The organism is Candidatus Pelagibacter bacterium nBUS_36 (genome assembly GCF_051201215.1).
Classification (GTDB): domain Bacteria; phylum Pseudomonadota; class Alphaproteobacteria; order Pelagibacterales; family Pelagibacteraceae; genus Pelagibacter.
Genome location: NZ_CP172839.1, coordinates 41,659 through 65,344 on the forward strand (window position 1 = coordinate 41,659; position 23,686 = coordinate 65,344).

At 27.6% G+C, this 23,686-nt stretch carries 25 protein-coding genes and 1 tRNA gene; 17 read left to right on the forward strand and 9 right to left on the reverse strand.

Annotated features, from left to right (window positions below; translation table 11 throughout):
- Positions 1-2 precede the first annotated feature (2 nt).
- The 8 genes from rplT to ACIJYI_RS00225 all read left to right on the forward strand — a co-directional run bounded on the left by rplT (position 3) and on the right by ACIJYI_RS00225 (position 7,619).
- On the forward strand, positions 3-359 hold the full coding sequence (rplT, locus tag ACIJYI_RS00190; RefSeq protein ID WP_435114122.1) for a 50S ribosomal protein L20: 357 nt from the start codon (positions 3-5) through the stop codon (positions 357-359).
- 43 nt (positions 360-402) lie between these two features.
- Complete coding sequence (pheS, locus tag ACIJYI_RS00195) at positions 403-1,470, forward strand: phenylalanine--tRNA ligase subunit alpha (protein WP_435114123.1); 1,068 nt, start codon at positions 403-405, stop codon at positions 1,468-1,470.
- Positions 1,467-3,875 carry a phenylalanine--tRNA ligase subunit beta gene (gene pheT / locus ACIJYI_RS00200; RefSeq protein ID WP_435114124.1) on the forward strand — a complete coding sequence of 803 codons (2,409 nt, stop codon included), beginning with the start codon at positions 1,467-1,469 and terminating at the stop codon, positions 3,873-3,875. Before pheS ends, pheT begins: the two co-directional genes overlap by 4 nt.
- Before the next feature lie 5 nt (positions 3,876-3,880).
- Complete coding sequence (lepA, locus tag ACIJYI_RS00205; protein WP_435114125.1) at positions 3,881-5,686, forward strand: translation elongation factor 4; 1,806 nt, start codon at positions 3,881-3,883, stop codon at positions 5,684-5,686.
- A 7-nt stretch (positions 5,687-5,693) separates the two neighbouring features.
- The gene (locus ACIJYI_RS00210; RefSeq protein WP_435114126.1) at positions 5,694-6,104 is read left to right on the forward strand and encodes a Gfo/Idh/MocA family protein; all 411 of its coding nucleotides are present in this window, start codon (positions 5,694-5,696) and stop codon (positions 6,102-6,104) included.
- Positions 6,068-6,724 (forward strand): Gfo/Idh/MocA family protein, encoded by a 657-nt coding sequence (locus ACIJYI_RS00215; protein ID WP_435114127.1) that lies wholly within the window; start codon positions 6,068-6,070, stop codon positions 6,722-6,724. The genes ACIJYI_RS00210 and ACIJYI_RS00215 overlap by 37 nt, the downstream gene beginning before the upstream one ends.
- Positions 6,714-7,523: a glycosyl transferase family 17 gene (locus ACIJYI_RS00220; RefSeq protein ID WP_435114128.1), complete on the forward strand. Its 810-nt coding sequence runs from the start codon at positions 6,714-6,716 to the stop codon at positions 7,521-7,523. The genes ACIJYI_RS00215 and ACIJYI_RS00220 overlap by 11 nt, the downstream gene beginning before the upstream one ends.
- A 6-nt stretch (positions 7,524-7,529) precedes the next feature.
- Positions 7,530-7,619, forward strand: a tRNA-Ser gene (locus tag ACIJYI_RS00225).
- Between the two features lie 236 nt (positions 7,620-7,855).
- On the opposite strand, the gene ACIJYI_RS00230 is transcribed toward ACIJYI_RS00225, so the two are convergent.
- Entirely contained in the window at positions 7,856-8,317 is a 462-nt protein-coding gene (locus ACIJYI_RS00230; RefSeq protein ID WP_435114129.1) for an FkbM family methyltransferase, read from the reverse strand.
- An 89-nt stretch (positions 8,318-8,406) separates the two neighbouring features.
- On the opposite strand from ACIJYI_RS00230, the gene ACIJYI_RS00235 reads away from it, so the two are divergent.
- Positions 8,407-10,467 (forward strand): DNA gyrase subunit B, encoded by a 2,061-nt coding sequence (locus ACIJYI_RS00235; protein ID WP_435114130.1) that lies wholly within the window; start codon positions 8,407-8,409, stop codon positions 10,465-10,467.
- 2 nt (positions 10,468-10,469) lie between these two features.
- On the forward strand, positions 10,470-11,750 hold the full coding sequence (locus ACIJYI_RS00240; protein ID WP_435114131.1) for an ActS/PrrB/RegB family redox-sensitive histidine kinase: 1,281 nt from the start codon (positions 10,470-10,472) through the stop codon (positions 11,748-11,750).
- Here the strand turns inward: ACIJYI_RS00240 and ACIJYI_RS00245 are convergent.
- The 3 genes from ACIJYI_RS00245 to ACIJYI_RS00255 are packed head-to-tail and all read right to left on the reverse strand — an operon-like array spanning position 11,747 to position 15,038.
- Positions 11,747-13,546: a cobaltochelatase CobT-related protein gene (locus ACIJYI_RS00245; RefSeq protein WP_435114132.1), complete on the reverse strand. Its 1,800-nt coding sequence runs from the start codon at positions 13,544-13,546 to the stop codon at positions 11,747-11,749. The two genes, ACIJYI_RS00240 and ACIJYI_RS00245, sit on opposite strands and share 4 nt — an antisense overlap.
- Positions 13,547-14,521 carry a cobaltochelatase subunit CobS gene (cobS, locus tag ACIJYI_RS00250; RefSeq protein WP_435090365.1) on the reverse strand — a complete coding sequence of 325 codons (975 nt, stop codon included), beginning with the start codon at positions 14,519-14,521 and terminating at the stop codon, positions 13,547-13,549.
- Positions 14,505-15,038: a J domain-containing protein gene (locus ACIJYI_RS00255; RefSeq protein ID WP_435114133.1), complete on the reverse strand. Its 534-nt coding sequence runs from the start codon at positions 15,036-15,038 to the stop codon at positions 14,505-14,507. The genes cobS and ACIJYI_RS00255 overlap by 17 nt, the downstream gene beginning before the upstream one ends.
- A 17-nt stretch (positions 15,039-15,055) precedes the next feature.
- Between ACIJYI_RS00255 and ACIJYI_RS00260 the strand changes: the two genes are divergently transcribed.
- Positions 15,056-15,316, forward strand: coding sequence for a BolA/IbaG family iron-sulfur metabolism protein (locus ACIJYI_RS00260; RefSeq protein WP_435114134.1), 261 nt, complete (start codon positions 15,056-15,058; stop codon positions 15,314-15,316).
- On the opposite strand, the gene aroB is transcribed toward ACIJYI_RS00260, so the two are convergent.
- Both aroB and ACIJYI_RS00270 read right to left on the reverse strand, forming a co-directional pair.
- Entirely contained in the window at positions 15,305-16,411 is a 1,107-nt protein-coding gene (gene aroB / locus ACIJYI_RS00265) for a 3-dehydroquinate synthase (protein ID WP_435114135.1), read from the reverse strand. The genes ACIJYI_RS00260 and aroB overlap by 12 nt on opposite strands.
- Positions 16,398-16,910, reverse strand: coding sequence for a shikimate kinase (locus ACIJYI_RS00270; RefSeq protein ID WP_435114136.1), 513 nt, complete (start codon positions 16,908-16,910; stop codon positions 16,398-16,400). Before ACIJYI_RS00270 ends, aroB begins: the two co-directional genes overlap by 14 nt.
- 57 nt (positions 16,911-16,967) lie before the next feature.
- Between ACIJYI_RS00270 and ACIJYI_RS00275 the strand changes: the two genes are divergently transcribed.
- From ACIJYI_RS00275 to truA, 6 genes are read left to right on the forward strand one after another with little or no spacing between them, the layout of a single operon-like run.
- Entirely contained in the window at positions 16,968-17,150 is a 183-nt protein-coding gene (locus ACIJYI_RS00275) for a hypothetical protein (RefSeq protein WP_435114137.1), read from the forward strand.
- Complete coding sequence (locus tag ACIJYI_RS00280) at positions 17,125-17,367, forward strand: hypothetical protein (RefSeq protein ID WP_435114139.1); 243 nt, start codon at positions 17,125-17,127, stop codon at positions 17,365-17,367. Before ACIJYI_RS00275 ends, ACIJYI_RS00280 begins: the two co-directional genes overlap by 26 nt.
- A complete protein-coding gene (locus ACIJYI_RS00285; RefSeq protein WP_435114140.1) occupies positions 17,358-18,887 on the forward strand; it encodes a hypothetical protein in 1,530 nt (509 codons plus the stop codon). The genes ACIJYI_RS00280 and ACIJYI_RS00285 overlap by 10 nt, the downstream gene beginning before the upstream one ends.
- Positions 18,888-18,912: 25 nt before the next feature.
- Positions 18,913-19,431 carry a peptide deformylase gene (gene def, locus ACIJYI_RS00290; protein WP_435114141.1) on the forward strand — a complete coding sequence of 173 codons (519 nt, stop codon included), beginning with the start codon at positions 18,913-18,915 and terminating at the stop codon, positions 19,429-19,431.
- A gap of 3 nt (positions 19,432-19,434) precedes the next feature.
- Complete coding sequence (gene fmt, locus ACIJYI_RS00295) at positions 19,435-20,358, forward strand: methionyl-tRNA formyltransferase (RefSeq protein ID WP_435114142.1); 924 nt, start codon at positions 19,435-19,437, stop codon at positions 20,356-20,358.
- On the forward strand, positions 20,359-21,099 hold the full coding sequence (gene truA / locus ACIJYI_RS00300) for a tRNA pseudouridine(38-40) synthase TruA (protein WP_435114143.1): 741 nt from the start codon (positions 20,359-20,361) through the stop codon (positions 21,097-21,099).
- Here truA and ACIJYI_RS00305 read toward each other — a convergent pair.
- From ACIJYI_RS00305 to dapE, 3 genes are read right to left on the reverse strand one after another with little or no spacing between them, the layout of a single operon-like run.
- Positions 21,079-21,570: an SET domain-containing protein gene (locus tag ACIJYI_RS00305; RefSeq protein WP_435114144.1), complete on the reverse strand. Its 492-nt coding sequence runs from the start codon at positions 21,568-21,570 to the stop codon at positions 21,079-21,081. The two genes, truA and ACIJYI_RS00305, sit on opposite strands and share 21 nt — an antisense overlap.
- A 32-nt stretch (positions 21,571-21,602) precedes the next feature.
- Positions 21,603-22,532 carry a histone deacetylase family protein gene (locus ACIJYI_RS00310; RefSeq protein WP_435114145.1) on the reverse strand — a complete coding sequence of 310 codons (930 nt, stop codon included), beginning with the start codon at positions 22,530-22,532 and terminating at the stop codon, positions 21,603-21,605.
- Positions 22,532-23,686, reverse strand: coding sequence for a succinyl-diaminopimelate desuccinylase (dapE, locus tag ACIJYI_RS00315; protein ID WP_435114146.1), 1,155 nt, complete (start codon positions 23,684-23,686; stop codon positions 22,532-22,534). The genes ACIJYI_RS00310 and dapE overlap by 1 nt, the downstream gene beginning before the upstream one ends.

The following is a 23,686-nucleotide window of genomic DNA, read 5'->3' on the forward strand; positions in this document are numbered from 1 at the left end:
TAATGGCAAGAGTTAAAAGAGGCGTTACAAGCAAAGCAAAACATAAAAAAGTTTTAAAAGCTGTTAAAGGTCAATGGGGTAGAAGAAAAAATACCATTAGAGTAGCAAAGCAAGCTATGGAAAAAGCTATGCAATATGCTTACAGAGATAGAAGAAATAAGAAAAGAGATTTTAAATCTTTGTGGATACAAAGAATCAACGCTGGTGTTAGAGCTGAAGGTATGACTTATTCTAAATTTATTAATGGCCTTAGTAAATGTGGTGTTGTAATTGATAGAAAAATTCTTGCTGAAATTGCCTATGATAGCCCAGAAGCATTTAAAACAATTGTACAAAAAGCTCAATCAGCTTTAAATTAATCTTCGCTATTGTTTTTATTTCTTAAGGAAATAATCTATCAATATGTCAGACATAAAAAATATTAAAAATGACTATTCCGCTAAACTTAATAATAATTTAAGTTTAGAAGAAATTAATCAAATCAAGACAGAGTTATTTGGAAAAAATGGTTTAATTTCTTCTCAATTCAAAAATATTGGATCTATACCTGAAACTGATAGAAAAAAATTTGCATCAGATCTAAATCAAATTAAGGATGACTTGCAAAATCTAATAACCAATAAAATTGATGAAATTGAATTTAAAAAGATAAATGAAAAATTAGAAAAAGAAAAAATTGATGTAACTCTTCCAGAGCGACCTTTTATTAAAGGTAAAATTCATCCTGTTTCACAAACTATAGATGAAATTTCATCAATCTTTTCTGAAATAGGTTTTAGTGTTGAAGAAGGCCCTGATATTGAAAATGAATATAATAACTTTACAGCTTTAAACACTCCTGACAATCATCCAGCGAGAGATATGCATGACACATTTTATCTTGATGAGAATAAAGAAGTTTTATTAAGAACCCATACATCACCAGTTCAAATTAGAACAATGTTAAAAGACAAACCTCCATTTAAGATTATTGCACCTGGAAGAACTTATAGGTCTGATAGTGACCAAACACATGCGCCGATGTTTCATCAAGTTGAAGGTTTACACATAGATAAAAACATAAACATGGGTCATTTAAAAGGTTGTTTAAATTATTTTATTAAAGAGTTTTTTGAAGTTGAGAAAATAAAAATGAGATTTAGACCAAGTCACTTTCCATTCACTGAACCTTCAGCAGAAGTAGATATTGGTTATGAAATTAAAGATGGAAAAATAGTTATAGGCGAAGGTGATAAATGGCTTGAAATTTTAGGGTGTGGAATGGTTCATCCTAATGTTTTGAAAAATGTGAAAGTTGATCCATCAAAGTATCAAGGATATGCATTTGGAATTGGGATTGATAGATTGGCGATGCTTAAGTATGGCATTAATGACCTAAGAGCTTTCTTTGATTGTGATTACAGATGGTTAAATCATTTTGGTTTTGATCCTCTGGATGTACCAACAAATTATAGAGGCTTAAGTCGATGAAAATCACATTTGATTGGTTAAAAGATCATCTAGATACAAAATTAAAAGAAGACAAGCTTTTAGAACAGTTAACAAATATTGGGCTTGAGGTTGAAAGTGTAGAAAACTTATCTGCTGGTCTAGATTTATTCAAAGTAGCAAAAATTTTAAAGACAGAAAAACATCCAAATGCAGATCGACTTAAAGTTTGCGATGTTGATGTGGGAGAGAAAGAAATTAAAAAAGTTGTTTGTGGTGCGCCTAATGCAAGAGAAGGGCTTTTAACAATATATGCTCCTCCTGGAGCTATTGTTCCAAAGAGTAAAGTCAAATTAGTGGTGGCTAAGATTAGAGATGTTACTTCTTATGGAATGCTTTGTTCTGAATCTGAATTGAATTTATCTGATGAAAGCGACGGAATAACAGAATTATCCTCAAAAAAATATGAAAAAAGTATTGGAAAAAGTTATTTTTCAAAATCAGACTCAAATCTTATAGATCTGTCAATTACTCCTAATAGACCAGATTGTCTTGGTGTTAGGGGAATAGCTAGAGACCTTGCTGCTTCAGGTTTTGGAAAATTTAAAAATTTAAAAGAAAAAAAAATTAAATCAAACACCAAGCAAACTGTAAAAGTAAAAATTAATAAAGAAAAAAATCAAGGATGTAGTGCATTTGGTAGTTGTTTAATTACCAATGTAAAAAATATTGAAAGTCCTAAGTGGCTAAAAGATAAGTTAGTTTCAATTGGGCAAAAACCAATTTCAGCAATAGTTGATATTACTAATTATGTAATGCTTGATATTAATCGTCCACTACATGCTTATGATGCAGATAAAATAGAAAAAGGTATTGTAGTTAGAAACTCAAAATCTGGTGAAGAGTTCACAGCTCTAGATAATAAAAATTATAAATTAGATGATGGGATGTGTGTAATTAGCGATAATAAAGGTGTATTAGGGTTAGGTGGAATTATTGGAGGCACAAGATCTGGTACAGAGTTTAATACTAAAAATATTTTATTAGAGTCAGCGTATTTTGAGCCGAGATCTATAAGAAGCACATCAAAAAAACTAAATCTTGATACAGATGCAAAGTTTAGGTTTGAAAGAGGAATTGACCCATCATCTATTGAAGATGGATTAAATAAAGCAGCATTATTAATTAAAGAGATTTGTGGTGGAGAAATCAGTAAAATTGATATTCAAAGAATTGAAACAGGTAAAATCAAAACAATTAAATTTGACACTAATTTATTTGAAAAAATAACTGGATTTAAAATTTCAACTAAGGAGATATTTAAAATCCTAGAAGATCTTGGTTTCAAAATTAAAAAAGAAAAAAAATATTTAAGATTAACTATTCCAACGTGGAGACCAGATATTTCACAAGAAATAGATATTGTTGAAGAGTTAGTAAGAATAACTGGTTATGATAAGATAAAAATTGTAGATCCAATTAAAGAAAGAGCTAAATCTACTCTCACTCAGTTGCAAAAGTTATTTCATTTATTACAAAGAGCAATTGCCTCAAAAGGTTATTTAGAGGCAATAACATGGTCATTTACTGACTCAAATTATAATGATCATTTTAAAGATAAAAATAAAGAAATTAAAATTGTAAATCCTATAAGTTCAGAGCTAGGGGTTTTGAGAAACTCAATATTTTCAAATTTAATCATGTATATGAATAAAAATTTGGACAGAGGTTTTAAAGATTTATCAATATTTGAAATAGGGCCAATTTTTACTGGTTCAAATCCCGGTGAACAAAATACAGTAGTTTGTGGTTTGTCAGCAGGTAAAAGATCAAGATCATCGTGGATTGAAAAAGAGAGAAATGTTGATGTATTTGATGTTAAAAGAGATGTAGTTCAAACTTTAGTTGAAGCAGGATATGATTCAGATAAATTTTTTATAGATAGCGAAACACCAAATTATTACCATCCAGGTAAGTCAGGAAGATTATTTTTAAATAGAGGTAAAGACCAGATAGCAGCTCATTTTGGTGAGATTCATCCAAATATTATAAAAATAATAGATATTAAAACAGATTCTCTAGTAGGTTTTGAGATTTTTCTAGACAATTTAAAATTACCAAAAAAAACATTAAATGATCAAAAATCTAAATTTGAAGTTTCAGATTATCAAAAATCTGAGAGAGACTTTGCGTTTATAGTTAATAAAAAAGTTAAAGCTCAAGATTTAATTAATGCTATCTCAAGTGTAGATAAAAAATTGATTAGTAATATTAAAGTTTTTGATGTCTATGAGGGTGAAAATATTCCAGAAAATCAAAAATCAATAGCAATTAGTGTAACTATACAATCATCCGAAAAAACACTGAATGACAATGATTTAGAAAACATTAATAATTCTATAATTAAAACAGTTGAAAATAAAACTGGTGCTAAGATACGTTCTTAAGGCATATGAGTAATATTGATAATATTAGAAATTTTGCAATCATTGCTCATATTGATCATGGTAAATCTACTATAGCAGATAGAATAATTCATAGCTGTGGTGGACTTACGGAAAGAGAAATGAAAGCTCAAGTTTTAGACTCAATGGATATTGAGCGTGAAAGAGGAATTACAATCAAGGCTCAGACGGTAAAACTTAGTTATAAAGCTAAAGATGGTAGAGATTATATTTTAAATATTATTGATACCCCTGGTCATGTAGATTTTAGCTATGAGGTGAGTAGATCTCTTTATGCTTGTGAGGGATCAATTTTAATTGTTGATAGTACTCAAGGAGTAGAGGCACAAACTCTTGCGAACGTTTATCAGGCTTTAGATATTAATCATGAAATAGTACCAGTTTTAAACAAGGTAGATCTTCCAGCATCAGATTTAGACAGAACAAAAAAACAAATTGAAGAAGTAATAGGTATTGATACAGAAAATGCAATTCCTTGTTCTGGAAAAACGGGAGAAGGTATAGAAGATATTTTAGAACATATTATTACTGCCTTGCCAGGGCCTAAAGGTGAAAGTTTAGGTGATTTAAAATGTTTGTTAGTTGATAGCTGGTACGACACATATTTAGGAGTTGTTATTTTAGTAAGGGTTATTGATGGTAAAATTTCTAAAAACATGAAAATTAAAATGATGTCAACTAATCAAGAATATATTATCGAAAAAGTTGGTGTATTTACACCAAAAGCTACAGATATTAATGAGTTAAACGCTGGAGAAATAGGTTTTATAACAACTGGAATAAAAGTTTTATCTGAAACAAAAGTTGGTGACACAATATGTGATGCATCCAAACCTTTGAAAGAAGCACTGCCTGGTTTTAAGCCAAGTAAACCTGTGGTGTTTTGTGGATTATTTCCAGTAGACAGTTCTGAATATCAAAAACTAAAAGATGGTTTAGCTAAACTCCAACTAAACGATGCAAGTTTTTCATTTGAACCTGAATCTTCTTCAGCCTTGGGATTAGGATTTAGATGTGGGTTTTTAGGATTGCTGCACTTAGAGATAGTGACAGAGAGATTAGAAAGAGAATTTGATGTAAACTTGTTAACCACAACACCTGGTGTTGTTTATAAAGTTTATATGAATAATGGGGATATTATTGATTTACATAATCCATCAAGCTTGCCAGACCCCACACTCACAAAACTCATAGAGGAACCTTGGATAAAAGCAACAATAATTACACCTGATGAGTATTTAGGGTCAATAATGAAGATGTGCCAGGATAAAAGAGGCATACAAACTAATTTAAGTTATTCAGGAAATAGAGCTGTAGTGAATTATGAATTACCGTTAAACGAAGTTGTTTTTGATTTTAATGATAGATTAAAATCAATGACAAGTGGTTATGCTAGTTTTGATTATGAAATTATAGAACATAGAGAGGGAGATTTAGTAAAACTTGGAATTTTAGTGAATGCAGAACCTGTAGATGCTTTAGCAATGATGATACATAAAGATTTTGCTCAAAGAACAGGAAGAGAAGTTTGTGAAAAATTAAAAGATTTGATACCACGACATAACTTTATGATACCTGTCCAGGCAGCGATAGGAGGAAAAATTATTGCTAGAGAAACTATTAAAGGTTTTAAAAAAGATGTTTTAACAAAAATTCATGGTGGTGGAGCTACTGACAGAAAAAGAAAACTTTTAGAAAAACAAAAAAAAGGTAAAGCACGATCGAAACAATTTGGAAGAGTAGAAATTCCTCAAGAAGCTTTTATTGGGGTGCTTAAAATTCAAAAAGAATAATATATCCATGAGAAAACTTAATTGGGGAATCATAGGTCTTGGTAATGTTGCTCAAAAGTTTTTAGAAGGATTTCATGGAGCTGAAGATTCAAACCTTTTAGCTATAGCGAGTAAAAGCAAATCAAAAATATTAAAATTTAAAAATCAATTTAAAATTAAAGAAGAATTTATTTTTAATGAGTACGAAGATCTATTGAATTGCAAAGATGTAGATATAATATATATAACACTACCAAATTCACTTCATTACGAATGGATATTAAAGTCTATTAACAAAGATAAAAAAATCTTAGTAGAAAAACCAGCAACTTTAAATTTTGTAGAGGCTGAAAAATTAGTTACAGCAATTAAAAAAAAAATATTTTTTTTAATGAAGGTTTTATGTACAGGCATGACTCTCAAATTAAAAAAATTATAGAATTAATAAAAAATAATGAAATTGGAAATTTGTTATCAATGGAGTCTTCTTTTGGAACAAATATATTAACTAAAAAAAAATTTTTTTTTTTTGAAAAAGAAAAAAAAATTGATAAAAATAGCAGACAATTTAACAATAAATTAGGTGGAGGATGTATATTGGACCTAGGTTGCTATCCAACTTCATTGAGTTTGTTAATTTCTTCCTTGGTTGAAAATATTAATTACAAAAATTTTAAAATTACCGATATAGTTAGAGAAATAGGTCCGATGGGAGTAGATGTTAACGCTGAGGCTAAAATACTTTTTGATAATGGTTTTACTTCAAAAGTAAAAGCTTCATTTAAAAAAGATCTTGGCAATAGTACAATTATAAAAGGTGAAAAAGGAAATATGATCATAGATAATACCTTTATGGGCATTAGAGAGATACGAATAGTTTTAAAAAATAGAACTTACGAGATAAAAAATTTATTGGATGAAAATATTTTTACACAAGAAATCAATAGTATAAGCAAAAGTATTATAAATGGTTCGAATGAAATATTTTATCCGGGTATGCAATTAGAAGAGACATTGCTTAATATGAAAATTTTAGATTATTGGAAACATGAAAAATAATAAAATAATAGACTGCATCACTTTTTTTGATAATAATTTCATGTTTGAAATTCGCTATAATATTTTAGTAAATTATGTAGATTATTTTGTAATATGCGAGTCAAAATATGATCATACAGGAAAACTTAAAAAAGAAAATTTTTTATTTAAGAATGAATATGATGCTAAAAAAATCAAATATATTTTATTAGATAAACCCTTCCCAAAAGATACTGATCGATGGCAAAACCAAGCAATCCAAAGAGATTATATTCTTGAGAATCTTGATTTTACAGATGAAGAAGATTTTATATTTTTTTCTGATCCTGATGAAATTATTAGACCTGAATTATTAGTTAATTTTAATTTAAAAAAAAAATATGGGATATTATTGCAAGATTGTTTTAACTATAAATTAAATCTTTTCAATTCATATGAATCTCCATGGGAAGGCTCAAGAGTCACAAAAAAAAAAAATTTAAAATCTATAGATTTTATGAGACAAAAAATATTAGTTAAGAATTTAAGATATAATTTTTTAAGAATTGATAAGGAAAAGAGTATAGAATTATTTCATAATGGTGGATGGCACTTTAATAACTTAATGTCTCCTCAAGAAATATCTTTAAAATTAAAAACTTTTGCACATAAAGAATTTTCTAGTCAAGAATTTACGTCTGAAGAAATAATAAAATATAAAATTGAAAAAAAAATAGATTTATTCGGCAGAGGACATACTTATAAGGCTGTGGAACTAAACAAAAAATTTCCAAGTTATATTCTGAATAATCTTGAAAAATTTAAAAGATATATAATTTGAATTAAAGGAGAGATGGCCGAGTGGTTGAAGGCGCACGCTTGGAAAGTGTGTAAAGGAGCAATCCTTTCATGGGTTCGAATCCCATTCTCTCCGCCAAAACATTTACTTTACGCAGATAAGGTAATTTAAAAACTTTAAATATTTAATACTAATTAACCAAATTAATTTTGATAAGACTCTATTTAAGAAAATTTTTTTTCTCACAAATAATAAATCAAAATTATTGTGATCATAACCATATCCAGCGTAAGAATAGCCATTTTTTGTTAGATGGTTTATCATTTTTCTTTTTTGAAACTTGTTCATGTGAATAAATTCGATCGATATATTATTTATAATTTTTTTTTTATATTAATTGACATTAAAGATTCATAATCCATTCCTTCTAAATCTATACTTAAACAATCGATTATTTTACTTTTTACCTTCTTTTTTAAAAATTCATTAATTGTAATTGCTGATACTGAAAATGTTTTGATTTGTGAACTTGGATAATGTTTTATTAAATGATTTTTTCTAGTTGTGCACACTTGATAATGTGGCGCATCATCTTCTGAATAAAAAAAATTTAATTTTTTTTCTTTTTTAGTTGTAATACCAAAATTAAATATTTGTGCATTTGGAAATTTTTTATAACAATTTTTTAATTTAGGAATATTTTTTGGGTTCGCTTCCAGCAAAAAAATTTTATCTGATGATTCAGAATTTTTCTTTATAAATTCTGTAACACCACATCTAAAATTTGCACCACTGTCTAGATCCCCTGCACCAGCTCCTAAATGAACAAAAATCATACTTTTTTATGTTAAAATTATTAAAATTTGATTAAAAAAATTCCTTAATAGTTAAATTAGATGATATAAATAATTTTTCCAGAATAAAAATGTCTAATAAAAACACATATCAAGCAGACTCTATTAAAGTCTTAAAAGGTTTAGAAGCTGTCAGAAAAAGACCTGGTATGTATATCGGTGATACTGATGATGGAACTGGCCTGCATCATATGGTTTATGAGGTTGTTGATAATTCTATTGATGAAGCTTTAGCAGGTTATTGTAAAAATATTAATGTTAGAATTAATACTGATGGCACCATTACGGTAAATGATGACGGAAGAGGAATTCCTGTTGACATGCATAAGGGTGAAAAAAAATCAGCTGCCGAAGTTATTATGACTCAGCTTCATGCTGGTGGTAAGTTTGATCATGACTCTTATAAAGTTTCAGGTGGACTCCATGGAGTTGGTGTTTCTGTTGTAAATGCACTTTCAGAATCATTACAATTAGAAATAAATAGAGATGGGAAAAAACATTTTATAGAATTTAAAAATGGAGAAGCTAAATCTCCATTAAAAGTTACAGGAAAATCTAAGCATTCAGGAACACAAATAACTTTTTTACCATCAAAGGAAATATTTTCTTCAATAAAATTTAGTGCAAATATCTTAATTAAAAGAATGAGAGAATTAGCATTCTTAAATAAAGGAATTAAAATTATTTTTACTGACGCTAGTCAAAAAAAAGAAAAAGTAACAGAATTTAAGTTTAATGGAGGAGTTCTTGAATTTGTAGATTTTTTAGATGAAAAAAGAGAAAAATTACAAAATAAAAATGGAAATGATTTATTTAAAAAACCAATTTATATAGAAGGAAAAAAAAATAACATAGAGTTGGAATGCTCATTGAAATGGAATGCAAGCTACTCTGAAGATATTTTTCCATATACTAACAATATATACCAAAAAGATGGAGGAACTCATTTGCTGGGTTTTAGAAGTGCTTTAACAAGAGTTGTAAACAAATATGCAAATGAAAATAACCTTCTTAAGAAAAATAAATTAGCAATTTCAGGAGATGATATTAAAGAAGGACTTACCTGTGTGTTATCTACAAAAATACCAGATCCAAAATTTTCATCACAGACAAAAGATAAATTAGTTTCATCAGAAGTAAGAATGATAGTTGAGACAATTGTTAATGAAAGACTTTCAATCTGGTTTGATCAAAATCCATCAGTTGCAAAAATAATTTTAGCTAAAGTTATTCAGGCAGCCATGGCAAGAGATGTTGCAAGAAAAGCAAGAGAAAATGTAAGACGAAAAGGTGCTCTAGAATTGAGTGGCCTTCCTGGAAAATTGGCAGATTGCCAGATTGGTAAACAAGAAGGCACAGAATTGTTTATTGTAGAGGGAGATTCAGCGGGTGGATCAGCTAAACAAGGAAGAAATAGAGCCAATCAAGCTGTTTTACCTTTACGAGGTAAAATTTTAAATACCTATGTTGAAGATTTAACAGTCAAAAAGAATGGTAATGGAGATAGTTCTGAACAACAAAGAACAAAAGCTTTATCAAAAATGATTTCTTCTAATGAAATAGTTACTTTAATTAACGCTCTTGGTTTAGATCCTAAAGTACAAGAAATAGACTTAAAAGATCTAAGATATGGAAAGATTATCATTATGACCGATGCCGATGTTGACGGATCTCATATTAGAGCTCTATTATTAACATTTTTTAACAACAAACCATTTAATAAATTGATTGAAAATGGACATGTTTATTTAGCTCAGCCACCATTATTTAAGATTAATAAGGGTTCCAAAGGGATTTATATCAAAGACGAAAAAGAGTTGGAGGATTACATAGTAAGCAATAACAAAGATTTAAAGAAAATCAAAAAAGGTTCTAAAGAGTTTTTAAAAGAATTAGATTTAGAAAAATCTAAAATGAACATACAAAGATTTAAAGGTCTTGGTGAAATGAATCCAGAGGAATTATGGAGCACAACTCTTGATCCTGAAACACGTAATTTACTTCAAGTTCAGTATTCCAAAGATTTAAAAAAAGATCAAAGCTTGATTCATACTCTCATGGGTAATGATGTTGCATTACGAAAAGATTTTATTATTTCAAATGCAATAAATGTTCAGAATCTCGATATTTAATAATGAAGTTTTTTGAAACTTCAAAATATCATTTTTTTAAAAAATCAACTTATATTAGTTTAAGATGGATTGGTATAATTGGGCAATTAATATCAATTAACTTTGTTTATTTTTTTTTAAATTTTAAATTTGATTTTATTGTTTCAAATCTAATTATATTTTTAGGTATTTTAAGTAATTTATTTTTAATTTTTATTTATAAAAAAACTCAATTATCAGATAGATCAGCGTTTATTTTTTTAGTAATTGATATATTACAGCTAGGTGGTTTACTTTATTTAACAGGAGGCGTTACAAATCCGTTTGTAATTTTTTTATTAATTCCAAGTATTTTTTCATCATCAAACTTAAGTTTTAAAACTAATTTTTTGTTAGTATTACTTACTTTAATTATAGTTTTTATACTTACATTCTATTCTCTGGATTTACCTTCTCCAATTAGTGATCATTTTCATGTGAGTTCATATTATTTTTATTCAATTCCAATTTCCTTAATCATTGCTTTAATTTTTTTAAATTATTTAGCTATGTCTTTTGGAGCACAATCTAGATTAAGGAGAGAGGCGTTAGCAAAAATGGAGGAAGTAATGGCTACAGAGCATGAACTTTTGTCTTTAGGAGGACAAGCTGCAGCTGCAGCTCATTCTCTTGGAACACCTTTGTCTACAATTAAAATAATTGCTCATGATCTTGAGAAACAATTTAGAAATCAAAAAGATGTTAAAAAGGATATAGAATTATTATCTAGTCAAGTAACAAGATGTAATGATATTTTAAAGCGTTTGACTTTAAACCCAGTAGAAGAAGATGATTTTATTGACAAAGATATAACTGTGAAAGATTATCTAAGTGAAATTACTTCATCATTTAAAGAGATAAGCAAGAAGACTTTTGTTTTAAATTTTGATCAAAACTTTAATGAAAAAAGAATAACAAAATCAATTGAAATTGTTTATGGTTTAAGAAATTTTATTGGTAATGCTAATAAATTTGCTAAAAACAAAATTTATATTAGCCTTAAAAGTGATAGTGAAATAACCCAAGTTACCATTGAAGATGATGGAGATGGATATCCAAGAGATGTTTTGTCAAAAATTGGTGAACCTTATTTGAAATCAAACTACACCAAGGACAAATCAAAATCAGGTTTAGGTCTTGGACTTTTTATAGGCAAAACTCTTTTAGAAAAAAACTTTGCCTCAATAAATTGTAGAAACTCCAAAACAAGAAATGGAGCAGAAGTTATTATTAAATGGAATAATAAAGAACTATTTAATATTTAATGAAATTTTTTTTTAGTTTCAAACAAAGAGCTTAATTGAGATATCATTACATCTCCCAATTCATTTACATCTGTTATTTTTATTGCTTTATCATAATATCTAGAAACATCATGACCAATGCCAATTGCTAAAACTTCGATTTCAGTTTTGCTTTCTATGAATTTTACCATTTTTTTTAAATGTTTTTCTAAGAAGTCACCCGAGTTAACTGAAAGAGTAGAGTCATCAACTGGTGCACCATCAGAAATTACCATCATTATCTTTCTTTCCTCTTTTCTTTTTTTGATTCTATTGTAAGCCCACGAAATAGCTTCTCCATCAATATTTTCTTTAAGCAAACCCTCTTTAAGCATAAGACCTAAATTATTCTTAGCTTGACGCCAATGAGTATCAGCACCTTTATATATGATGTGTCTTAAATCATTTAATCTTCCTGGTGTTTTAGGTTTAGAATTTTTATTCCATAACTCTCTGCTTTGACCACCTTTCCAGTTTTTAGTAGTAAAACCTAAAATCTCAACTTTAACGGAACATCTTTCAAGAGTTCTAGATAATATATCAGCACAAATTGCTGCAATAGTGATAGGTCTTCCCCTCATAGATCCAGAATTATCAATCAGCAAAGTCACTATTGTATCTTTAAAATCTAAATCTTTTTCTTTTTTAAATGAAAGAGAATTATAAGGGTCTATTATAATTCTTGGTAATTTTGAACTATCAAGCAAGCCTTCTTCTAGATCAAATTCCCAAGCTCTATTTTGTTTAGCAAGTAATTGTCTTTGAAGTTTATTTGCAAGTTTAGTTATAACATCTTGAAATCCAACTAATTGTTGATCTAGAGATCTTCTTAGTTTTGTTGCTTCATCAGCATTTTCTAAATTTTCAGCTTTTGTAATTTCATCATACTGAGTAGTAAAAATTTTATAATCAAGATTAATATTATCAATATTTTTTTGAATAATTTGCTCTGAGCTCTGCTCATCTGCTTCGCTATCTGAAAGTTGTTCATCTAGATTAAAATCATCAACATTATAATCAGCATCTAAAGTAGCTTGAGTTTCTTGGTCATTATTTTCATCTTTATTATCCTCAGTTTCTTTATCTTGATCATCATTTGAAGGATTATCTTGCCCCTGATCTTGATTTTCCTCTTGTCTTTCATCCTCTTGTTCACTTTGAAAGATATCCATTTCATCTAAAATTTCTGAAAATTTAGAACTGTAATTGTTTTGATCTTCTAAATTTTCTTGTAAAAATTTTTTGTGTTTATCTATTGATTTTTCAAAGTCTTTTTCCCAAAAATTTAACATTTTTGAAGTTAGAGTATTTAATTTAATCTGGTGAAAATTCTTGAGCATGTATAATTCAAATGCTTCAGCAACAGAAACATCTTCTTTAGTTTTCAATTGTTCTTTTCTTTTACCTTTGATTATTTGAGTGTAATTTTCGGTAAAATTTTTTTCTATTCCTTTAAGCATTTTTCCGCCTAAGGACTCATATCTAATTTTTTCAGCAATATTATAAAGAGATCGCGAGGAATTATTAGTGGGTAAATTTTTCCTATAGATTATATCATTAGAAAATTTCTTTTTTAAAGCTACGGAGTCTGTTTCAGCACGCAGTTTGATAAAATCACTTGGATTTGTGAGATCATTAATTTCTAAAATCTCTGAGCTCTTAGTTTTTTTATTTTCTGAAGATTTGTTGTCTAAAGTATAATCATCAGAAATTACTTTTGCTGTTGATGTTAAAGCAATTCTGAATTTTTCTTTTAAATTAATATCTTTGCTACTCATTTAGATTTGAATATTTATCAAAGACTCTGGTAATTCCTCACCAAAACACCTTTGATAATATTCAGCGATAGTATTTTTTTCAATATCATCACATTTATTTAAAAAAGTTACTCTAAAAGCATATCCAGTGTCTTTAAAAATCTCTGAATTTTCTGCCCAATGCATAACGGTTCTTGGACTCATTACTGTTGAGATGTCGCCTGCAATAAAACCTTTCCTTGTTAAAGAAGCCACCTTTATCATGTTTGCAACTTTTTCTTTACCTTTAGTGTTATTTAAATTTTTATTTTTTGCCAAAACTATATCTAGCTCTCTCTCAAGGCTTAGATAATTTAGTGTTGTTACAATATTCCATCTATCCATTTGCCCCTGGTTTATTTGCTGAGTACCGTGATAAAGACCTGTTGTATCACCAAGACCAACCGTATTGGATGTTGCAAACAATCTAAAATATTTGTTTTGTTTAATAACTTTATTTTTATCAAGTAGAGTAAAGTTACCCTCCGCCTCTAAAACTCTCTGAATCACAAACATCACATCAGGTCTTCCAGCATCATATTCGTCAAAAACAAGAGCTACAGGGTTTTGTATAGACCAAGGCAAGATACCTTCGTTAAACTGTGTGATTTGTTTTCCCTCTTTAAGAACAATTGCATCCTTTCCAATTAGGTCTATTCTACTTACGTGGCTGTCTAAGTTTACACGTATGCATGGCCAATTAAGCCTTGCAGCAATCTGTTCTATATGGGTGGACTTACCAGTACCATGGTATCCTTGAACAAGAACTCTCTTATTGAAGGCAAAACCCGAAATTATTGCTAGAGTAGTATCTCTATCAAATTTATAACTTTTATCTATCTCAGGAACGTATTCATTTTTTTTTGAAAATGCATCTACTTCCATTTCAGAATCGATACCAAAAGTCTGTTTAAGAGAAACTTTAATATCTGGTTGTATGTTAAGATTTGGTGTCAATTTTTTCTCTATATGTGTTTTTAAGTTGAGTGTAAGCTAAAGTAATTAGTTTTAACTTTTCTTCATACTTTTTATTTCCTGCATTTATATCGGGGTGAAATTTTTTAACAAGTAATTTGAACTTATCTTGTATTTTTTTCCATTTTAAACCTACAGAAACACCCAATATTCCAAACGCTTTTATATCTTTGTGATTAAATTTAAATTGACGCATATGATCATAATCACCATTAATTTTATCTTTATCTAATTCATCTCTTAATGTGTTATTCCAAAGAACTTTAAAAAAATTATCTGAAGAACTAAAGCTTTGAGTGGGTTTATGCCAAATCATATCAGATTTTAAAAAATCTAAAACTTGATCATCATTCATTCCTGAAAAATAGTTCCAGTTTTTGTTAAATTCTTTTACATGTTCTAGACAAAGCATTCTAAATTTTTTACTATTATCTTTTTCAACAGGTGCTTTATAATCACCAATTTCATTACAATTATTCCAGTCACAAATATTTTTCATGATATATAATAATACTTATGGATATAAATGAGCTAATTGCAATTGTAAAAAAAAAACTTCACAATCAAATAAATATTGAAAGCATAAATATTGAAGACAAATCTTTTCTTCATAAAAATCACAAAGGTAATGAAGAAGGAAAATTTCATTTAAAGATTACTTTAAAATCTATTGATCTGAAACAAATGTCTAAAATAGAAAGTACTAAAAAAATTTATAAAACTTTAGATAAAGAGTTAAAAGAATTTATCCACTCAATACAAATTTTAATTACTTAATTCTTTTTTTAAAAATAGGCTTAAGTTTTTTTTATCATATTCTTTATTGATTATTGGGGAACCAATTTTTTTTAATAAAACAAGGCTAATTTTATCTGAATAATTTTTTTTATCTTTAAGCATAAAAGACATAATTTTTTTTAAGTCTTGGGTTTTAAAGAATTTTTTTATATTAGATGGTAATTTAGAGTTAGTGACATGATTATTAATTAAAAAATATTCATCTTTTTTCAATAAATTATTCTTTAAACTAAAACTTAAAGCTGTTTTCATGCCAAGAATTACAGCCTCACCATGGTTGAGTTTTTTTGAATAGCCCAAAGAAGCTTCATATGCATGAGCAAACGTATGTCCAAAGTTTAAAATTTTTCTTAAGTTTTTCTCTTTTTCATCTTTTTCAACAATATTTTTTTTAATTTTACAACTTTCAGAAATAGCTTTTTCGATAAATGGTGATTTAAGATTAATAATTTTTTTACTATTTCTATTTAAAAAATTGAAAAAGTTTTTATTGGCAATAAGAGAATGTTTTAAAATTTCACCATAACCACAAATTACTTCTCTATTAGGTAGTGTCTTTAAAAATTGAATATCAGAAATAACTAAATTTGGTTGATAAAAACTACCTATTAAATTTTTTCCATATTTAGTATTTACACCAGTTTTTCCTCCAATAGATGAATCTACCTGAGATAAAAGAGTAGTTGGTATATTTATAAATTTTAAACCTCTTTTAAATAAACTAGCTGCAAATCCACTTATGTCTCCAGTAATTCCACCACCCACTGAAATTAAACAATCTTCTCTTGAAAAATTTTTATTAAGCAAAATATCTAAAATTTTATTTACGTTATTTATATTCTTATTAATTTCACTAGCTTTAAAAAAGTGAATATAAATTTTTTTTCTATTTAATGATTTTTTTATTTGAGAAATAGTTTTATTAGAAATATTTTTATCAATAACTACAAGGCATTTTTTAAAATTAATTGAATTATCTCTGATTATTTTTGAGATATTAAACATTAGATTGGACCCAATAATTATTGAATATTTTTGAGTTTTTGTATTTATCTTTAATTTAATGGGTTTCATAAATTTCTAAAATTCTCTCAACTATTTGTTTTTTTGATAAATTATCACACTTAATTTCATATAAAGCTTTTGAATAGACGTTCGATCGTTTTTTTATTAAATCAATCAATTCATTATCTGATGAATTAAAAGCTAGAGGTCTTTTTTGGCTATTTTTAATCCTATTTAATAATATCTCATCATTCCAATTTAGCCAAAAAGATAAGTGATCTTTCAAAACATTTTTTCTTATTTTTTTATTTGTAAAAGCTCCACCACCAAGGGCTATTACTGAAGAATTAGATTTTAATCTCCCCAAAGTAATTTTTTCTTCAATTTTTCTAAAATAATTTTCCCCTTTGGTTTCAAATATTTTTTTAATAGATATACCTAATTCTTTTTCGATTTCTTTATCCACGTCGATAAAATCTACTTTTAATTTTTTTGCAATTAATAGGCCAATAGAACTCTTTCCAGATCCCATCATTCCTAAAAAAACAAGATTTTCTTTTGATTTCATAAGTTTCTTTATTGAAAAAACACAAATATGTCTTAATTTGAAATTAACTAAAGTTATATGCAATTTAATAAAAATACAAGTTCAGGTAAAATTAACATTATCGGAGCAGTTGTTAAATCTATTCTAGGGCTAACAGTTGTTCTAGGAATTGTTTTTTTTCTTAATAAAATTGAATTTCCAGCTCCAAAAAAAGAAATAGAAAAAATTATCCCTAATGAAAATTTTAAGATTGTTAAATAGGAAAAATTTATCAATTATAATTATTTATTTATTATCATTTATCTCTGTTATTGCTGAAGATAAACCAGTGGATATCTGGAATATAGATAAAACAGAGAATGAAGATGCTATTGAGAAAAATTCATCAGCTGAAAAAACAGAAGTAATTTCAGAGAGTAGCATTTATGATATGCAAGCTGATAAAAAAAAGATCCAATTAAACTGGATATGGAATTAAAATCAAAAGAGATAAAAATTGCTGGATTATATGATCCTGATGATTATGGCCTAGATATTAATATGTGGATAAACTCAGATGGTTTAAAATTAAAAAATCTTTTAAAAAATATAGATAAGTATAACCTCTCTAATGATGCTTCTGAAATTCTTAATATTTCAATGCTAACAAATGCTTATTATCCAAATCAAAATATTACAGAGCAGGAATTCTTAGAGATCAAATCTAATTGGTTAATTAAAGATTCTAATTTTGAATTAATTGAAGAATACCTTCTTAAAAATCAAATTATTAACTTACATCCTGAACTAATGAAATATCTTGTTGATAAGCATTTATCTCAATCAGATATAAAAAAATCTTGTGAAATTTTTTCCAAAAATGCTGAGCCAATTGAAGATAAATATCTTTCAAAATTTAATTTATATTGTTTAATTAATTATGGTAAAAATGAAGAAGCTCAACTAATTTTAGATTTAAAAAAAGAATTAGGTTTCGAAGATAATTATTATGAAAATAAAATTAATTATCTGTTTGGCTATATAGATGAAGCTAATAAAGAAATATCAGAAAATTCTATTTTAGATTTTCATTTAGCTCACAGAACAAATCCAGAATTTATGTTTGAACCCACAAAAGAAACTTCAAAACTAATATGGAAATACTTATCAGCTTCTAATTTATTATATAATATTCAAGATATTGAAATTACTGATCTAGATAAAATTTCAACAATTGAAAAAGCTACACATGATAAAAATTACTCAGAGGAAGAATTATTTGAGTTTTATAAACGATTTCAATTTAACATTGATCAATTATTAAATACTGGAGAGGTATATAAATCTTTATCATCCATAGAAGGAAGAGCACTAGTGTACCAGCGATTACTTCTGACTGAAGAACCAAAATTAAAACTTGAGTTCATAAAAATGCTAAAGGATATATTTGAAGAAGATAATATTGGAGATGCATTTGATGAAGAATTAAAAAAATTTTTAAATCAAATTAATAAAGAAGAAGTGCCTTCTAATTTTACAACTTTTTATAGCAAATATAGTAAAGGTGAAAAAGTTATTGATAAAAAAATAAAGTATAACAATAAGATTTTACATCAATCTAAATTAGTGAATTATTTTAATGGGGATTATGCAAAATCTAAAATCGAGGAAGATCTAAATAAATTTTTAAAGAAAATTAAAAAAGATAAAAAATATATATTTTCTAAAAAGGACATCATTTTTCTTGAAGCACTCAAGTCGGATGGAATTAAAATATCAAAAAAATATGACAATCTTTACAAAATTAATAAATCTGAAATGCCAGCTGATATTCAGTCAATGATAGATAACAAGGAAATAGGTGCAGCTTTATTAAGAGTTATTGAAGTGATTGGCCCTGAAAAAATAGAGGATATTGATGATGACACTGTTTATTTTATAATCAACACATTGAACCAATTAAATGTTGATTTAATTAGAAATAAACTATTGCTAAAAATTCTTCCTTTAAAAGTTTAAAAATTATAATAAAATAATTTCAATAATGACTGTTAGAAGTATCATAACTGAACCAAATAAATTGCTTAGACAAATTTCAAAACCTGTTGAGCATGTTGGCAAAGAAGAACAAAAATTAATGAATGATATGCTTGAAACCATGTACGCAGCACCTGGGATAGGTCTTGCAGCAATTCAGATTGGTGTTCCAAAAAGAATTATAGTAATGGATATTTGCAAGGAAGAAGGAAAAAAAGAACCTAGATATTTTGTAAATCCAGTGATCAAGAATAAAGATCCATTAAAAACAACTTATGAAGAGGGGTGTCTGTCTGTACCTGATCAGTTTGCAGAAATTGATAGACCTAGTAAATGTGAGGTAGAATATCTTGATTACAATGGAGAAAAACAATTATTAAAAGCAGATGGATTACTTGCAACTTGCATTCAACATGAAATGGATCACTTAGAGGGTATTTTGTTCATTGATTATCTTTCAAAATTAAAAAGATCTATGATTATTAAAAAATTATCAAAATTAAAATCTAATACTGCAGTACTTTAATTGATGGCTAAAAAGATTGTTTTTATGGGTACACCCATGTTTGCCGTTCCTATTTTAAAATCTTTATATCAAAATGGCTATCCAATATCAGATGTATATACTCAACCGCCCCAAAAATCACAAAGAGGTCAAAAAATAAATAAATCACCAATTCAAGGTATCTCAGAGACATTAAATTTAGAATTCAGAACACCAAAATATTTAAAAGATAATAATGAGGAATATGAGTATTTTAAAAGTATAAATGCTGATCTTGTAATTGTAGTTGCGTATGGTCAAATCATTCCAAGAGAGTTTTTAAAATTAACTAAAAAAGGATTTATAAATATTCATGCATCTTTACTTCCTAAATGGAGAGGAGCAGCTCCTATACAAAGATCTATAATGAATCTTGATAAAGAAACAGGGATTAGTATTATGAAAATAGCCGAACAATTAGATACAGGCCCAGTATGCAATACTTATAAAATAGATTTAGATAATAATTTAAATTCGAGTGATGTTGCTGATAAATTATCTTTAATAGCTGCTGAAAAAATATTAGATAATATTGATAATATATTAGAAGATAAAGTAAAATTTATTGAGCAAGATCATTCAAAAGCAACATATGCTTCTAAAATTAAAAAAGCTGAAGGTGAAATTAACTGGAATGATAGTGCACAAAAAGTAATTGGTAAAATAAATGGTTTACACCCTGTGCCAGGTGCATTTTTTATTTACAAGGGAGAAAGATATAAAATTTTAAAAGGAGAAATCGGTAACGGGATAGGAAGTCCAGGTGAGATTGTTTCAGATTATTTGGAAGTTGCCTGTGGTGATAAGAAATCAATTAAGATTAAAGAAATTCAAAGACAGGGAAAAAAGCCTCAAAATATTGGTGAATTTAAGCTTGGCTCACAGATTAAGAAAGGTGCGGTAATTTAAGTGGCTCGATATCAATTACTTATTGAGTATGTGGGCACAGATTTTAGAGGTTGGCAAATTCAAAAAAAAGGTTCAACTATTCAAGGACTTATTCAAGAAAAACTTACAAAACTTTTAAAAGAAAAAATAATTTTAAATGGTTCAGGTAGAACAGACACAGGTGTTCATGCAATTCAACAATCTGCACACTTTGATTGTAAAAGTGAAATTAAGGATTTAATTAAATTTTTAAAATCAATCAATCATTTTTTAAATGACAAAGGTGTTGCAGTAACTAAAATCAAAAAAAGAAGCAATAAATTTCACTCAAGGTATTCTGCAAAGCAACGAATTTATAGATATATCATATTTAATCAAATTAGTGAGCCTGTGATTGAAAAAAATAGAGGGTGGCATGTAAGGAAGCCTCTAGATTTAGAATTAATTAAAAAAGGTGCGAAAAAATTAATTGGAACAAATGATTATTCAACTTTTAGATCATCTAGTTGTCATGCTAAGAGTCCAATTAAAACTATTAAATCTATTAAAGTTAAATCTTTAAAAAATAAAATTGAAATAGAATTTAAATCACAATCTTTTTTACAGCAACAGGTGAGGTCTATGGTTGGTTGTTTGAAATATTTAGGTGAAAAAAAATGGGATTTAAAGACTTTTAATAAAGCTTTTAGATCAAAAAAAAGAATATTATGTGCACCACCCGCACCACCAGAAGGACTTTTCTTAGCGAGAATTATTTATTAGTTTTTTCTTGTTACTCATTGAAAATTTTTTATTTATTCTCCACCTGGACTCTGCTCTTACAATATAACCACAACAATTTTTTGATTTACATTTACAAGGAAATTGTTTGTAATTTTCATCATAACCAAATCCATAATCACAAGTAAATTCTTCACCTTTTTTTATATCTTTGATGGCTTTAACCCAAATCTTAAGTCCTTTGCCATCATAATCACAATTATTGTTACATGAATGATTAATAAGACCCGCTGTATTCCAGGGAAAATCTCCATCCAGATCATATCTTTTGTTTATGGTAAATAGATAAATTGGTTTTCCATTATCATATTTATCAGACTCTTCAGTTTGTTTTTTGGTAATTAACTTTCCAATATAATCTATTATTTTTGTTCCTTCTTTGATGTCTCTCGTAGCATAAAGTCCTCTACCTTTTTTATCAATTACAGATTTATTAATTTTGTAAATTTTCATAAAGTTTTTATTTAGAGAGTTATTTAGAATTATCAATCAAATTCTATAAGAGCATCAACATGATGTTTGGTGCTGTCTTGGAGTGCTTTTAGATCGTATCCACCTTCAAGAATAGAAACAACATTTCCCTTACAAAATGATTTAGAAAATTCCAATGTTCTTTTGGTTATTGTATAAAAATCTTCTGATCTCAATCTAAGTTGTGCTAACGGATCATCAATATGTGCATCAAAACCTGCAGAAAACAATAAAAATTCAGGTTTAAATTCTTTTAATTTTTTTAAAACATGTTCGTATGCATTTAGATATTCTTCAGCAGTTGTGCCAGCTTCAAGTGGAATATTAAAAATATTGTTAAACTTACCTTTTTCTTTTTCTGAGCCTGATCCAGGATAATAAGGGTATTGATGTGTTGAAATATATAACACTTTTTCATTATAATAGAAAATATCTTGTGTTCCATTTCCATGATGAACATCAAAATCAATAATAGCAATTTTATTATACTTATATTTTTCAATTAGATAATTAGCTCCAACAGCAACATTGTTATATATACAAAATCCCATTGCCTTATCTTTTTCCGCATGATGTCCTGGAGGTCTTACAGCACAAAACGCATTTTTAAATTCTTTTTGTTGAACACCATCAATGGCTGTAATTATAGATCCCACAGCATCTTTTGTTGCTTCTTTACTTCCAGGTGAAACAACTGTGTCTCCATCAAGAAAAGCTAAACCATTTTCTGGAAATGATTTACTTACTAAACCTATATATTCAGAAGAATGTGTATTAATCAAAAAAGATTGATCAAATTTAGCTGGTTTTTTCCAAATTAATTCTTTGTTATCAATTTTCTTAAAGTTATCAATAATAGCTGTAACTCTATCAATTTTTTCTGGATGCCCATCACCTGTATTATGATTTTGATAAGTATCAGAGGTAACTAGACCAGTTTTCACTAAAAATATTTTTGTAAAATATTTGAATAAATCAATGTAAGTTTTTTTAAATCAGACAATGAAACAGCTTCATCTACTTTGTGCATTGTTTTACCAACTAAACCAAACTCTAAACAAGGAGCTATATTTCTAATAAATCTTGCATCAGAAGTACCTCCAGTTGTTGAGAGTTGAGGTTTAATTTTTGTAATTTGTTTAATGATATCTCTAATCATAAAAGTCGTATTATTTGGTTTTGTAAGAAATGCTTCTCCAGAGACACTGTAATCAATTTTATATTTTGATTTATTTTTATTACATATTCTTTTTATTATTTTATCAATTTTCTTTTTTATAGAACTTGAACTGTGCTTATTATTAAATCTAATATTAAATGTAGCATTTGCTAATCCTGGTATTACATTATCCGCAGAATTATTAATATTTATCTTGGTAACTTCTAGATTTGTTGGTTGAAAATCCCTTGTACCATTATCAAATTTAATATCTTTTAATTCCTTTAATATTTGCACAATAGCTGTAGATGGATTATTTGCTCTTTGGGGATAAGCTACATGGCCCTGCACACCTATAATTGAAAGTCTTCCAGTCACACTTCCTCTTCGCCCAATTTTAATCATTTCACCTAATTTATTAGGGTTAGTGGGTTCACCAACTAAGCAAAAATCTATCTTTTCTTTTTTCTTTTTTAAATATTCAACTACTTTTTTAGTTCCATTGATTGCAACTCCCTCTTCATCACCGGTAATTAAAAGACTAATAGAGCCATTAAATTTCCTTTTATTTGCAACAAAACTACTCACTGCTGAAACAAATGCAGCAATTGAACTTTTCATATCATTCGCACCTCTTCCAATTAAGTAACCTTTTTTTACAGAGGGTTTAAATGGGTTTACTGTCCAATCTTTTAAATTTCCTGCTGGAACAACATCTAAGTGACCTGCGTAACAGAAATTTGGACTTTGATTGCCAAGTCTTGCATAAAGATTTTTTACTGACTTACTGTCTTTCTCTTTAAATTCTAAAATTTTAGTTTTAAAGCCAAGAGTTTTAAGTTTTTTTTCTAAGAACTTCATAATACCAGCATCAACAGGTGTTACTGTTGGAAATTTAATTAGCTCCTTAGCTAATTGAAGTTCATTAATAGTTGTCAT

Coding starts and splice junctions, on each gene's coding strand:
- rplT (WP_435114122.1), top strand. CDS start 3: ATGGCAAGAGTTAAAAGAGGCGTTACAAGCAAAGCAAAACATAAAAAA.
- pheS (WP_435114123.1), top strand. CDS start 403: ATGTCAGACATAAAAAATATTAAAAATGACTATTCCGCTAAACTTAAT.
- pheT (WP_435114124.1), top strand. CDS start 1,467: ATGAAAATCACATTTGATTGGTTAAAAGATCATCTAGATACAAAATTA.
- lepA (WP_435114125.1), top strand. CDS start 3,881: ATGAGTAATATTGATAATATTAGAAATTTTGCAATCATTGCTCATATT.
- ACIJYI_RS00210 (WP_435114126.1), top strand. CDS start 5,694: ATGAGAAAACTTAATTGGGGAATCATAGGTCTTGGTAATGTTGCTCAA.
- ACIJYI_RS00215 (WP_435114127.1), top strand. CDS start 6,068: ATGTACAGGCATGACTCTCAAATTAAAAAAATTATAGAATTAATAAAA.
- ACIJYI_RS00220 (WP_435114128.1), top strand. CDS start 6,714: ATGAAAAATAATAAAATAATAGACTGCATCACTTTTTTTGATAATAAT.
- ACIJYI_RS00230 (WP_435114129.1), bottom strand. CDS start 8,317: ATGATTTTTGTTCATTTAGGAGCTGGTGCAGGGGATCTAGACAGTGGT.
- ACIJYI_RS00235 (WP_435114130.1), top strand. CDS start 8,407: ATGTCTAATAAAAACACATATCAAGCAGACTCTATTAAAGTCTTAAAA.
- ACIJYI_RS00240 (WP_435114131.1), top strand. CDS start 10,470: ATGAAGTTTTTTGAAACTTCAAAATATCATTTTTTTAAAAAATCAACT.
- ACIJYI_RS00245 (WP_435114132.1), bottom strand. CDS start 13,546: ATGAGTAGCAAAGATATTAATTTAAAAGAAAAATTCAGAATTGCTTTA.
- ACIJYI_RS00255 (WP_435114133.1), bottom strand. CDS start 15,038: ATGAAAAATATTTGTGACTGGAATAATTGTAATGAAATTGGTGATTAT.
- ACIJYI_RS00260 (WP_435114134.1), top strand. CDS start 15,056: ATGGATATAAATGAGCTAATTGCAATTGTAAAAAAAAAACTTCACAAT.
- aroB (WP_435114135.1), bottom strand. CDS start 16,411: ATGAAACCCATTAAATTAAAGATAAATACAAAAACTCAAAAATATTCA.
- ACIJYI_RS00270 (WP_435114136.1), bottom strand. CDS start 16,910: ATGAAATCAAAAGAAAATCTTGTTTTTTTAGGAATGATGGGATCTGGA.
- ACIJYI_RS00275 (WP_435114137.1), top strand. CDS start 16,968: ATGCAATTTAATAAAAATACAAGTTCAGGTAAAATTAACATTATCGGA.
- ACIJYI_RS00280 (WP_435114139.1), top strand. CDS start 17,125: ATGAAAATTTTAAGATTGTTAAATAGGAAAAATTTATCAATTATAATT.
- ACIJYI_RS00285 (WP_435114140.1), top strand. CDS start 17,358: ATGGAATTAAAATCAAAAGAGATAAAAATTGCTGGATTATATGATCCT.
- def (WP_435114141.1), top strand. CDS start 18,913: ATGACTGTTAGAAGTATCATAACTGAACCAAATAAATTGCTTAGACAA.
- fmt (WP_435114142.1), top strand. CDS start 19,435: ATGGCTAAAAAGATTGTTTTTATGGGTACACCCATGTTTGCCGTTCCT.
- ACIJYI_RS00305 (WP_435114144.1), bottom strand. CDS start 21,570: ATGAAAATTTACAAAATTAATAAATCTGTAATTGATAAAAAAGGTAGA.
- dapE (WP_435114146.1), bottom strand. CDS start 23,686: ATGACAACTATTAATGAACTTCAATTAGCTAAGGAGCTAATTAAATTT.